We start from the raw sequence: 13617 nt of genomic DNA, 5'->3' as shown, positions 1-13617 counted from the left end.
CTTGTGCATCCACTTGGCGATTGCCGCGAGGGTCAAATACCCCGCAGCTTGTGCGGGGTATTTGACTTCTTAACAGAGGCTGAATACAGCTTTGCGGCTGGTGGTACTGTCAGAACCGATGAATACCTCAAACTGGCCTGGTTCACTTACATAGTCCATCGTAATATTATAAAAACGGAGCATATCCTCCGTAATCGGGAAAGCTATGACACGGCTTTCACCCGGCTCCAGAAATACCTTACAAAACCCCTTCAGCTCACGGACAGGACGGGTTACGCTTGCGGACACATCATGAAGATACATCTGGACGGTCTCTGTTCCGGGACGCTCTCCGGTGTTGGTCACGCGTACGGATGCGCAGATGCTGTCACCTTTGTGCAGGATATCCGAATCCAGGCTGATGTCTGAATATTCAAAAGCAGTGTAGGTCAGGCCATACCCAAAAGGATAAAGAGGTTCGTTGGGGATATCCAGATATTTGGAGTTATAGCGGGTGGTGCGGTAATCCCCGGCAAAAGGCCTGCCTGTGCTCATATGGTTATAATGTACGGGAACCTGCCCCACACAATAGGGGAAGGACATGCTGAGCCTTCCGGAGGGTGATGCGTCTCCGTAGAGAATTCCGGCCAGCGCATTGCCGCCTTCGGTCCCGGGCAGCCAGGCTTCCAGGATGGCCTTTGCCTTTTGGTTTATTTCACGGATGTCCAGCGGGCGGCCGTTAAACAGCACCACACAGACATTGGGATTTACTTCGCAGATTTTATGGAACAATTCCAGCTGGCAGGACGGCAGCGTAATATCAGCGCGGCTGGCGCCTTCGCCGGAATAGTCGCGGTGCTCTCCAAGGGTGAGAACGACTTTATCCGCCTTTTTTGCAAGTTCCACCGCTGTGTCCAATGCCTCCTGAAGATCAAATTCTTCTTTCGGGGGCGTTTTCTGGAAGCCGAGAACGTTTGTGCCGGGATCTGCGGTAGGGCAGCCCTGGGCAAAAAAGACATCGGCATCAGGATAGTTTTGGGTCACTCCGGCTTTTACGGTAACACAGTCCTGCTCATCCCCAAAGAAGGACCAGGAGCCGTACAGCAGCTGATTGTCCGTAAAAGGTCCGATGAAGGCAACGGATTCTTTCCCTTTTTTCAGGGGAAGGAAGCTGTCTTCATTTTTTAGCAGAACGAAGGATTTTTCCGCACAGTCCCTTGCGGCCTCCCTGTGGGAAGCACAGAGGAGCAGTTCTTTTTCGTCCGCCTCACTGCCGTCCTTATAAGGATTTTCAAATAGTCCCAGTTTGTTTTTTAAAGTGAGAATGCGCAGGACGGATTCATCAATCTGTTTTTCGTCGATTCGTTTTTGCTCCGCCAATTCTTTCAGGTTTTTCAAATAAACGGGGCTGGCCATGTCAATATCCACACCGGCGTTCAGCGCGAGGACAGCAGCCTCTTTTTCATCCGCGGCGATGCCGTGGGGGATTAGCTCGCTCACCGCGCACCAGTCGGAAATCACCACTCCGTCAAACTGCATTTCCCCGCGCAGAACCTCACGCAGGAGCCGGCGATTTGCTGTGGACGGAATCCGGTTTAAGGTATTGAAGGAGGTCATTACCAGCGCGCAGCCAGCATCGATTGCTTTTTTATAGGCAGGGAGATAATCCTCAGCCAGCGTGCGTTCCGATAATTCCACGGTATTGTAATCCCTGCCGCCGTCGGGTGCGCCATATCCGGCAAAATGCTTTAAGCAGGCGGCGAGGGCTCCTTTTTTTGAAAAATCATTGTTTTCCCCCTGATAACCGCGCACCATGGCGGCAGCCATCAGGCCATTCAGGTATGTATCCTCTCCTGTGGACTCCATAACCCGTCCCCAGCGGGCATCACGGACCAAATCCGCCATAGGGGAAAATGTGACATGCAGACCGGCTGCGGCAGCTTCGCGGGCAGCGATGGAAGCGCATTTTTCCGCCAGCCCGGGATCGAAGGTACAGCCCTGTGCAAGGGGAATCGGGAATATGGTACGGTATCCGTTTATGATGTCCGCCATGAACAGCATGGGGATATGGTGCGGGTGTTTTTCGATATGCTTCTGCTGAATTTCATGAATCCTTTCCGCACCGACGACGGACAGGCAGCTTCCGGAAACACGGAGATCATCCGGGGTGATTCCCAGTTCCCCGGCAGGGCCTGTAACCATGTCGCCGTTAAAAAAGTAAGAGGGAAGCTGAAACAGTTCCCCGATCTTTTCTTCCAGTGACATGTCTGAGAGCAGAGCTTTTATTTCTTGTTGCTGCATGAAGAAACCTCCTGGCTTTTTTTTCTGGTCAGCTGCAGCGTCCCTCTCCCTTCGATGAAAAGACGGAGCAATGATACATTGTAACTGTGAGGGTACAGAGCAGCTACCATTAAGTATAATAAAAAAGTCAGGCCGAAGAAAGTATAAAAACGGCAGCCGATGGAAATCTGCTGATTTTTCAGTCACAGTCAGGACTATAAATTCGAGACAGCGCGGGAAATACGGATATTGAACTGTTTTTCACGATAGCCATTTGATAAGATAGCTGTAAAACCAATGCGTAAACCAGGAGGAAAAAGCATGTTATATCCTATTGAAAACCGAGTCAGGGAAGTGAAAAATTTAAGCGGCATCTGGAACTTTAAAATTGATAAAAACAACTCCGGCATATCTGAAAGATGGTTCGAAGCTCCCTTAAAAGACGCCGTATTAATGGCTGTCCCCTCCAGCTATAATGACCTTGTTACGGATGCGTCAGAGAGGGAGCATGTGGGTTATGTCTGGTATGAAACCGGTTTTATCATTCCGGCAGGCTGGGAGGGAAGGCGAATTGTAATCCGCTTCGGCAGTGCCGCACATCATGCGGTGTGCTGGATAAATGGACAGGAAATCCTCCGGCATAAAGGGGGATTTTTACCTTTTGAAGCGGAGATTACCGAAATTGTGGAAGCATCCGAAGAAAAAGAATTCCGCCTTACAGTTGCCTTGAGCAATGTCCTGGACTGGACCTGCCTTCCCAGCGGAGAAGTCGTGACAAAAGAAGGAAAGGGATATCCGGAAGGGTATCATTACCAGGATACTTTTTTTGATTTTTATAACTATTCGGGTATACACAGGCCAGTAAAGCTGTATACGACCCCCAAGAGGTATATTGAGGATATCGTGATTACGACAGGCCTGAACCAGGAAATGACGCGGGCCGAAGTTGTATGCAGGATTACCGGAACGGATAAAATTAAAAAAATCCAGATCCTTGATGAAGACGGACTGGCGGCTGCGGAAAGCACCGATACGGCGGAGACAGTCACTTTGACTGTTGAAAACCCGAAGCTTTGGAATCCGGGCAAAGCATATCTGTATCGCCTGCGTGTAGAAGGGGAGGAAGACTCTTACACGGAAACCTTCGGTATCAGAAGCGTAAAAGTGACGGATAAGGAATTCCTGATTAACGGGAAGCCCTTTTATTTTAAAGGCTTTGGAAAGCATGAGGACAGTGAGATTCATGGAAGAGGCATGGATTTGGCCTTGAATGTGAAGGATTTTAACCTGCTTAAATGGATGGGGGCAAATTCTTTCCGTACATCCCACTATCCCTATTCTGAGGAGCTGATGATGATGGCGGACAGAGAAGGTTTTGTAATCATTGACGAGGCGCCGGCTGTGGGCATGTGTTTCTGGCAGGAGAAGAAGGTCTTTGACGGAACGAGGGTTAATGAAAAGACCCTGGAGCATCATCTGGACACTCTTAAGGATATGTATTCCCGTGATAAAAACCACCCCTGTGTTGTCATGTGGAGTGTGGCCAACGAAGCTGATACCAGCGAGGACGGGGCCGTGCCCTATTTTAAAAAGGTAATTGATACCATGCGCAGCCTTGATAATACCAGGCCGGTGACGATGGTTCATACCATGTGGCCCTCTGCGGACAAAGTCAGCCAGTGGCTGGATGTGATCTGCCTGAACCGGTATTTCGGATGGTATTCGGATCACGGACATACGGAAGTGATAAAAGAGCAGGTGACAGGTGAAATGAAGGAATGGTATGAAAAATACCACAGGCCCATGATTATGACAGAATATGGGGCGGATACGATACCCGGCCTGCATAAAATGCCTGCGGTGGCCTTTTCGGAGGAATTCCAGTGTGAATTCCTGAAGGAATATCATAAAGCGTTTGATGAGCTTGATTTTATGGTGGGAGAGCAGGTATGGGCATTTGCGGATTTTCAGACCAAGCAGGGATTAAACCGCATTGATGGCAATAAAAAGGGCGTTTTCACCAGGAACAGGCAGCCTAAGATGGCAGCCTGGCTTCTGAGGGAAAGATGGACCAGGGAAAAAGGGTGAAGCCCTGGAAGCCCCAGGATGAAAGGGCGGGGGATTACATCATAACCCGCTTTTCTTTCCGGTATTTATTGGGAGACATATGATATTTATCTTTGAAAAGGTGATAGAAATGGCTCAGATTGTTAAAACCGGCGTCCATGGAAATATCAATAATTGCGGCATCGCTGTGGACCAGCCGGTTGGCACAGTAATTCAGGCGAAGATCATTGATATAGTCAGTGGGGGTGGTCTGCAGTTTTTCTTTAAAAAGCCGGCTGATATAGGGCAGCCCCCTGCCGCTTAATCTTTCAAGGCAGGATATCCCCTCGCAGAAATACCCGGGTTCATTTATGCTCTGTAAAAGCTTGCCAAACCAGGCCGGTTGGACTTTTTTCCCTTCACAAACGTTTTGAAAATATTTAAAAAACAATTCTGCAGTCAGCAAAAGAAAATAGGCTTTCTTTTTATCCTTATCCATTGAGGTATAAAGAGAAAGCTTTTCTATACTCTGCCGGACGGCAATGGTATCGGAAGGATTGAGGCAGGTGGACGGCGGCATGGGAGCCTTATCGAAGCTTTCTATGTCAAATGAATTGTCCAGATACTGAAGCAGGAGCCGCATGGTTTTTTGAGTGAATGCAAGATTGACGTATTCAAATGCTTCCTGATCTGCGCTTTTGAAAAAATGGGAATCCGCAGGACGTATAAAAGTCATTGTATTACAAGGGAGAATTTGAACCGAACCATTGATGTGATGCTCAATATTACCTGAGGTAACCAGGGTGATCTCATAAAAATCATGACTGTGAGGTTGTGAAAATGCTTTCGTATTAACCGAAAATGTAAAGGACATTTCCGTATTGGGGTCAAAAGCTGTGGCTGCCAGTAATTTTGAGGTCCGCATAAGTTATCTCCTGCTGATGATTTACTGATAATATCATTATAGTACAAAAATCAGACATTGTTAAACAAGAAGACGCCGTCATGACTGTATTATACTTATTTTGAAATCAAAAAGAAAGGAATATATTCATGAAAAAATCAGGAATTGTTTTTGATATCCAAAGGTTTTCGCTGCATGACGGGCCGGGTATCCGGACAACCGTTTTTTTGAAAGGATGTCCGCTCCGCTGTATGTGGTGCCACAATCCGGAATCCTGGAGCAGGGAGCCGCAGCTGATGTTCTATAAAGAAAAATGTGTACAATGCCTGGAATGTATCCGGAGCTGCTCCAAATCCGTACATCTGCTAAAGCAGGGGAAGCATGTCCTGGATTATCAAAAATGTGATGCCTGCGGAGAATGTATAGCTCATTGTGCCTATGGCGCGCTTAAGCTGTCCGGCGGAGAAATGGATGTGGATACCATTTTAAAAGAAGTTATTGCGGACAAAAGCTATTATGAAAATTCAGGCGGCGGGTTAACGGTATCCGGCGGGGAGCCGATGCTGCAGTTTCCATTTTTGGAAGCTCTTCTGGGTGAGGCAAAAACGCTGGGCCTGTATATTTGCCTGGAAACCAGCGGTTTTGCCAGGAAGGAACTATTTGCCCGGATTGCCGGTAATGTTGACCTGTTTCTATATGATATTAAGCATATAAATGATGAGAAGCATAAAAAATATACCGGCGTTTCCAACCAGATAATTCTTGATAATCTGGATTATTTATATCGTATGGGAGCAAAAATAAGGCTCCGGTGTCCGCTCATTCCCGGTGTAAATGATACAGCTGAACATATCGGGGGGATTGCGGCGCTTGCGCGGAAGTATCCGAAGCTCACAGGTGTGGAGTTATTGCCTTATCATGATATGGGCAAAGGAAAATGGAACCAGATCGGGAAGGAATATGGACTTTGTGATTTGAAAAATACGGATCAGGAGCAAAAGGACATTCTTCGCAGACATTTTTTGGAGGCGGGCTGTGAAGTTATGATGAACTGACACTTTCAGGACAGCAGGAGGTAAGAGAGGATGCAGCAGTATGATTTTTTGGTAGAAAAAAACTTTACGGAAAGCTATCTGCGCTACAGGGACGCCCCGATTGCAATAAGGGAAGCGAAATGTCTGGAACAAATGTATCCGGATATTTTTGAGGACATCAAAGCCGGGGATAAGTTTGCAGGACGCATTAAAATGAGTTTGATAGGATTCAGCCCGGAACCGGGCGGGCTGGGCTATTATTGCAATACCCCGGCGATAAGGAGGCTTTTGGAGGAAAACGAATATACGGACGCCTTCCGGGCGGAAATGGAAGACATGATTGCGTTCTGGGAGAAGGAAAAGACCCAGGTAAAAGTACGGAATGCCTTTCCACCGGAAATTGCAAAAGCGCTGCCAAGTGACAACTGGGGCAAAGAACCGTTAGCGGCAGCACCTTTGTACCGTATGGCCGGAAGCTATCTGGATTATGGGAAGCTTCTGGATAACGGAATAGAGGGGCTTGAAAAAACAGTTGCAAAGAGAAAAGAGGCGGCTAAGGCACAGGGGGAAGAAACAGAACTCTTTGAGGCGATGGAAATGGCGCTGCAGCTCCTTTCCAGGTGCTGTATGTATTATTACAGACAGGCGCTTGGGATAGCGGAAGCGCAGGAGGATGCGGAAAAGAAAGCGGAATGGGAGGAGATTTCAGGAGCCCTTAAGAATGTTGCGTCACAAAAGCCGCGGACACTGCGGGAGGCCATGCAGCTGATGTGGTTATACGCCCTGATCAGCGGCACGATCAACTATGGGCGGATGGATGTTCTGTTCGGGGACTATCTGGCGAAGGATTTGGAAGAACAGAGGCTCACCATGGAACAGGGACAGGAATTGTTCAACGGATTATGGCAGCTGATCGCAGACCGCAGGACTACCTGGAACGGAAGAGTGATACTGGGCGGCAGAGGCAGGAAAAATGAAAAGAATGCGGACAGGGCGGCCCTTCTTGCCATAGAAGCTTCAAGAGTGATCAAGGAGGCGGAGCCTCAGCTTACGCTGCGCTTTTACGAAGGAATGGACAGCAGGCTGATGGAAAAAGCGCTGGAGACGATTGGCGAGGGACGTACCTATCCCATGCTGTATAATGATGATGTCAATATTCCGGCAGTGAGCAATGCTTTTCGTATCAGCACAGAGGAAGCGGAGGATTATGTGCCCTTTGGCTGCGGGGAATATGTGATTAACCATAAGAGCTTTGGCAGCCCCAATGGTGTAATCAATCTGCTGAAGGTGCTGGAAATCACGCTGCATAACGGAATGGACAGTATGACGGGAAAAGAGGCGGGAATACGGACCGGATATTTTTCGGAGTTCAAGTCTTTTGATGAGCTATGGGAAGCCTATACGAAGCAGGTACAGTATTTCATAGATGCGCTGGCGGTGCAGGAAGAGCTGGAATATCGTGTTATGGGTGAAACTGCGCCCTGTTTATATTTGAGCATGCTGTACGATGATTGTATAGAGCGGGGGAAAGCTATTTTCGCAGGCGGTATCAAATACCTTGGGGGTACGGTTGAAACCTATGGAAATGTGAATACTGCAGACAGCCTTACCGCAATCAAAGAGACGGTATATGATAAGAAGCTGTTGACACCGGCGCAGCTGCTCGCGGCCCTGGATGCTGATTTTGAAGGCTATGAAAAAGAAAAACACCTGCTGGAAAGCGTGCCGAAATATGGAAACGATGACTCTAAAGCTGACGATATGGCTGTGAAGGTTCATGAACATATATGCAATACGGTTAGGGCACAGATTGAAAAAGTAAAACTTCATTCGTATCTTGTCGTAATCATTAATAACAGCGCCAACACCACAATGGGACAATTGACGGCAGCCTCAGCGGATGGAAGGAAAAAAGGCCTGCATATGGCAAACGCCAATAATCCATGGAGTGGAAATGATAAAAAGGGTCTGACGGCATTGTTGAATTCCCTGGTAAAGCTCCGTCCTGATTTTCATGCCGGAGCGGTACAGAATATGAAATTTTCGCCGGAACTGTTCCGTGACGGAGGCGCTGTTGTAAAAAGTGTGCTGAAGACCTATTTTGATAACGGCGGCACTCAGGCCATGATATCTGTAGTCAATAGAAATGATCTGGAGCAGGCTATGATCCATCCGGAAAAATACAGTAATTTATTTGTCCGTGTGGGCGGCTTCAGCGCCAGGTTCGTAGAACTGGAAAAAGCTGTGCAGAGGGAGATTGTAAGCCGGACATTGTATTAAAAACATAATGCTTTATGCGGTATTTCCCGAAATAATACAAAAGTTATAAAGAATTGATTTAACAGTCATGTTTATATTTTAAACTATGCTTTCCGTCCAGTTTGCCGTATGATTATTTAATAACGACTTCAGCTTCAATTGGAGTATAGAATAACCAGTCTCTGGTTTGGAACAGAGGATATACTGCAATTCTTGCAGACGGTAAACGGCGGAGGAAAGCAAATGAATGATTCAGGGAAAAAATATTTTGTCAGGGTTATGATTCCATTCTCTCTCGTGATGGTTCTGATTACTGTGTTTTTCCAGGGGGCCATGTACGGTTATTTTGTGAGAACCTATTCAGGGGCATTATGTGATGTGGAAACCGATATGCTTGAACAAAAGAGCAATAACCTGATATATCTTACGGAGAATATTAAGAGCCTGAATAACTCCATACGCCTGAATTATACCGTTATGGAGATGTGTTATAAGGAAGAGATGGATATTTATAATCTGATTGAAGCACAAATGCAGCTTGATACTATCAGAGTCTCTTCTGATCTGATTCACTCCATTTATCTTGTAAATAAAAAAACAAAGGAAATTCACGTATCCTCAGATCGTATTAACAGCCTGGCTACCTATTCCAATTTTTTTGACCAGGATATATTCAGATATATTGAAGATGTAAATTCCTTTGGGACTTATACGCCTACGGCAAGAAAAATCACAATGGAAAATGGAAAAGAGATCCCGGTACTTACCTTTTTCCTGTATGATTACTTTATTCAGACGAAATCAATAGATGGTATTATTATTATCAATGTCCCAATAGAGTGGCTGGAAAAGAAGATTGCCACGAAGGGTTCACTTCAGGAGGCTGGAAAAAACAGCATCCTGTTAATCGATGGGGAGGGAAAGGTAATTCTGGATTCCGGTGTAAGTCCGTTTGGTGAAGATATTCAGAGCCGGGACTATGTCGGCGAGATACTGAATGCGCCTGAGATGCAAAGCAGTATGGTAAGAAGGATTGACGGGGAGAACTGCCTGATTTCATATTACAGATATGGCAATCCGGACTGGATTTTTATTGGGATTAAGTCCTACTCTTATATTAAGGAACAGCTTCGGCCCGTCCTGTATTTTACGCTGTTGATCAGCTCCTTAATATTTCTGGCAGGGATGTTGATTATCTGGATTCTGTCAAAGCGGCTAGCGGATAATTACAGCAGGATTTCACAGAATATGTGTAACCTGGAAGCGGAAAACAGGGAACATATGCTGGCAAGGCGGACAGAATTTATCAGGGGGCTTCTGAAGGGAAACGGCATCCTGGAGGATGCGGCGGCAAAATTTCACGGATATGATATGACAACACAGCCTGAGTCCGGATATTATGTTGTTCTGTTTGAAATAGATCGTTTCCGGGCTTTCTGTAAGGCATATAATATGGATGAAAGAAATCGGATTCTCGGTAAGATTACGGAAATTATTGAAGAGGTATTTGCGGAAAGCATATGCTGTGATGTGGGGGCGATTACGGAAAATCAGATTGCCGTATTGTGCAATGTTTCGGAGAAAACGGATATTATGAGGTTTTCGGGGAACCTGAACGCCGTATATGACAGAATCATTAAGAAACTGCATGATGAGGGACTGCCGGGGCTGAGCGCGGCTGTAAGCTCCATCGGATATGGGTATGAGGATATTTCTGGGCTGTATGATGAAGCAGCAGAGATGATTCAGTACCGGTATATCATGGGACTTCGGACACTGTTGTTTCCTGAAATGATTCCGGAGAAAAAGGAAGAGAAGAATTCTCTGGTCAGAAAGCAGCTTGCAGGTGATATTATCCTTGCATTGGGTAAGGGAAACGGAGAAGAAGCCTGCAGCGGGCTGCAGCAGTATCTGAACCAGCTTGGCATGGAATCTCCTTATGAGATAAAACTGCTGACAGTGAATCTTCTTCTGCAGGTAAATAATACAGTAATGGATGGTTCTATGCTGGCTGCGGTGGAAGATTTCAGTATGGATGATATTATCCAGGAACTTATGATTTCGGAGACAATGGATGAGACTTACATGATTGCATCAGCTTTTTTAGGCAGGCTGGCATGTGTACAGGAAGAGAAAAACAGATGTAAATATGAACTTCTTATTCAGGAAATCAAAGATTATATCCGGGAAAACTACAAAGAGGAAAATCTGTCAATCAATCTGGTGGCAGAAAGGGTTGGGCTTTCGGTTGGTTATCTGGGAAGGCTGTTCAAGAAAATGGAAGGGAAATCCGTTTCCGAATATATCATGTCGGTTAGACTGGAAAAAGCGGAAGAACTGCTTAAGAACAGTCAGATTTCCATCAATACCATAGCCACACAGGTAGGATTTGTAAATAACTCTTATTTTTATTCCGTGTTTAAAAAGGCTCATGGCGTTACGCCGAATCAGTGGCGTGCGGCAGATGAAACAAAGCAGTAAATGCAGGGGACTGTATCTTGGCAGTCCCCCTTTTCATGGTCAAAAATATGAATCTTGTATAAAGAACGTCATATTTAGTGGTTTAAAAGCTGGATAATCCGGCAAAGTCCCGTATCCGAACTATATTTTTCAGCTTTAACTATGCTATGGTTATGGCACAAAGAGGTGACGCAGCCGGATAATAAGGCAGCAGCTTCAGAAATAAATAGTTGAGGAGGTATTACTTAATGGCAGGAAAAAAGATTCCTGTACACAGGGAATTAAGGAAGCATAAGACCATGTATCTGATGGCATTGCCCACATTAATTTATTTTGTGGTTTTCAGCTATATTCCCATGCTGGGTGTGGTGCTGGCATTTAAAAGATACAATTATAATGATGGTATTTTCCACAGTCCCTGGGTAGGGTTCTCAAATTTCAAATTCCTATTTCAGTCCGGAACATTGATGCATATTACGGCAAATACGATTTTGTATAACCTGGCCTTTCTTGTTTTGGGAGTGATAACGCAGGTGGGAACAGCGCTCCTTTTGAATGAGATTCATTCTAAACTATATAGGAAGATTACGCAGTCGTTCATGTTTCTGCCCTATTTTATTTCCTATGTGGTACTGGGAGTCCTGGTTTATAACATCTTCAGTTATGATACCGGCCTTCTGAATAATATAAGAGGGCTGCTGGGGATGGAGAAATTTTCCGCCTATACGGACACCGGCATATGGAAGTATGTACTTGTATTTCTGGAACAGTGGAAGGGGCTTGGATATGGTGTAGTGGTTTATATGGCGGCAATTACGGGGATCAGCGCTGAATATTATGAATCGGCCAGGATTGACGGCGCAAGCCATTGGCAGGAAATCAGATACATTTCTCTGCCGCTGCTGAAACCTACGATAATAATTATTACGTTATTTGCAGTAGGAAAAATCATGAAAGGGCAGTTTGAACTGTTCTATCAGGTGATTGGCAGTAACGGTGTTTTGTTTAATGCAACGGATATTATTGATACGTATGTATTCAGAAGCCTTACCCAGACCTTTGACGTGGGGCTGGGAAGTGCGGCGGGATTCTATCAGTCCCTGTTTGGCCTGCTATTTATTATGGCAGTAAACGGGATTGTAAAGCGGATGAATCCGGAATACGCATTATTTTAAGGAGGCATCTGTAGTGAAAAATAAGGATAAATCTAAAATCATTATCAAAACAGCGGCAATTTTAATTGTTACATTGGAAGCTCTCATATGTATTGTTCCGTTTTACCTCATTGTTGCAGCCTCCTTTATGACAGAGTCGGAGATCATTACCCGGGGCTTCAGCTTTTGGCCGAAGGAATTAAGTATGGGTGCATATGAACTGGTCTTCCGGGTGCCGAAAACAATAATACAGGCTTATGGCGTCAGTACCTTTGTGACGGCGGCAGGTACAGCGCTGGGCTTATTTTTTACAACCATGATGGCGTATGTACTTTCCAGAACAACCTGCCGTTACCGTGATAAGATGTCATTTTTTATCTATTTCACGACCCTGTTCAGCGGCGGTATGATTCCCGGGTATATCTGGACTACGGAATATCTGCATCTGAAGGATAACATTTGGGTGCTGATTCTGCCCCTGATGCTGAGCTCCTGGAATATTCTGCTGATGCGGAATTTCATGAAAGGCATCCCGGAAGAAATTGCGGAGGCGGCAACGATTGACGGGGCCGGGGAATTTCAGGTTTTCTATAAGTTTTACCTGCCGCTGTCCAAGGCCGGGCTGGCAACCATAGATCTGTTTATCGCACTGATGTACTGGAATAACTGGTATCAGGCCATGCTTTACATAAACAATGAGAAGCTCTATCCTCTGCAGTATCTGCTTTATAATATGCAGACGAGCATGGATGGAATCAAAAAGGCGGCGGCCATAGCCAATGTGCCATCCTATGAGATGCCTACGGAAAGCTTTAAAATGGCCATGGCAGTGGTGGCCACAGGACCCATTGTCCTTTTGTATCCCTTTGTACAGAAATACTTTGTTAAGGGCCTGACGGTGGGTGCGGTGAAGGGTTGAGTGCGTCCAGAAAAGGGCGGATGGTTTAGCGGGTGGAACACCCGCACGGTAAAGCGCAGCGAGCCGCCGTTAGTGAGTCTTTGGTGTTGTCTGGTAACAGACAGGGCCAATCATGCTTTACAATGACCCTCCAGTCAAATGAAGTGGGAAGCGCGCAGGGAAACATCATCAGTCCGGTACTGGCCAATATCTATATGCACCATGTACTGGTATTATGGTACAAAAAGTACTTTGAGAAACAAGGAACAGGAGAGAGCTTTCTGGTGGTGTACGCGGATGACTGCCTGGCAGGATTTGAAGAGAAGTCAGAAACGGAGCGGTACTATGAAGAAATGCAAAAGTGATTGGAGAAATATGGGCTGGAAATAGAGACGAGCAAGAGCCGTCTGTTAGAGTTTGGGAGGTACGCAAAGGAGAGAAATAAGAAGAAGGGAAACTGCCGCCCGGGCGGCAGAAAGGAAAGGGTATGGAAAAATTAAAGGATTTCAGATATCAGGGAGTGGAATTAAAGAACAGCTTGTGGGAGAGTCAGAGAAGGGAAACCATAGAAACCTACCTGGCGATTCCCAATGATTCCCTGCT

General features: G+C 46.0%; 9 protein-coding genes. 7 read left to right on the top strand and 2 right to left on the bottom strand.

Features of this window, described 5'->3' with window-relative positions; genetic code table 11:
- Positions 1–69: 69 nt before the first annotated feature.
- Positions 70–2280: a beta-glucosidase BglX gene (bglX, locus tag DXC51_RS23710; RefSeq protein ID WP_117545526.1), complete on the bottom strand. Its 2211-nt coding sequence runs from the start codon at positions 2278–2280 to the stop codon at positions 70–72.
- A gap of 300 nt (positions 2281–2580) precedes the next feature.
- Between bglX and uidA the strand changes: the two genes are divergently transcribed.
- On the top strand, positions 2581–4347 hold the full coding sequence (uidA, locus tag DXC51_RS23705) for a beta-glucuronidase (RefSeq protein ID WP_117545525.1): 1767 nt from the start codon (positions 2581–2583) through the stop codon (positions 4345–4347).
- Between the two features lie 34 nt (positions 4348–4381).
- Here the strand turns inward: uidA and DXC51_RS23700 are convergent, their stop codons facing one another.
- Positions 4382–5230, bottom strand: coding sequence for an AraC family transcriptional regulator (locus tag DXC51_RS23700; RefSeq protein WP_117545524.1), 849 nt, complete (start codon positions 5228–5230; stop codon positions 4382–4384).
- Between the two features lie 128 nt (positions 5231–5358).
- Between DXC51_RS23700 and DXC51_RS23695 the strand changes: the two genes are divergently transcribed.
- The 6 genes from DXC51_RS23695 to DXC51_RS23670 all read left to right on the top strand — a co-directional run bounded on the left by DXC51_RS23695 (position 5359) and on the right by DXC51_RS23670 (position 13379).
- A complete protein-coding gene (locus tag DXC51_RS23695; RefSeq protein WP_117545523.1) occupies positions 5359–6264 on the top strand; it encodes a glycyl-radical enzyme activating protein in 906 nt (301 codons plus the stop codon).
- A gap of 30 nt (positions 6265–6294) precedes the next feature.
- Positions 6295–8523 carry a pyruvate formate lyase family protein gene (locus tag DXC51_RS23690; RefSeq protein WP_117545522.1) on the top strand — a complete coding sequence of 743 codons (2229 nt, stop codon included), beginning with the start codon at positions 6295–6297 and terminating at the stop codon, positions 8521–8523.
- A gap of 222 nt (positions 8524–8745) precedes the next feature.
- Positions 8746–10983 (top strand): helix-turn-helix domain-containing protein, encoded by a 2238-nt coding sequence (locus tag DXC51_RS23685; RefSeq protein WP_117545521.1) that lies wholly within the window; start codon positions 8746–8748, stop codon positions 10981–10983.
- Positions 10984–11210: 227 nt separating this feature from the next.
- Complete coding sequence (locus DXC51_RS23680; RefSeq protein WP_117545520.1) at positions 11211–12137, top strand: ABC transporter permease; 927 nt, start codon at positions 11211–11213, stop codon at positions 12135–12137.
- Between the two features lie 13 nt (positions 12138–12150).
- Entirely contained in the window at positions 12151–13035 is an 885-nt protein-coding gene (locus DXC51_RS23675; protein WP_117545519.1) for a carbohydrate ABC transporter permease, read from the top strand.
- An 86-nt stretch (positions 13036–13121) separates the two neighbouring features.
- Positions 13122–13379 (top strand): reverse transcriptase domain-containing protein, encoded by a 258-nt coding sequence (locus DXC51_RS23670; protein ID WP_243003260.1) that lies wholly within the window; start codon positions 13122–13124, stop codon positions 13377–13379.
- Positions 13380–13617 lie beyond the last annotated feature (238 nt).

The sequence above is a fragment of the Eisenbergiella massiliensis genome (assembly GCF_003435485.1).
The sequence above is the reverse complement of the archived record's forward strand: the minus strand, read 5'-3'. Positions and strand labels throughout refer to the sequence as shown.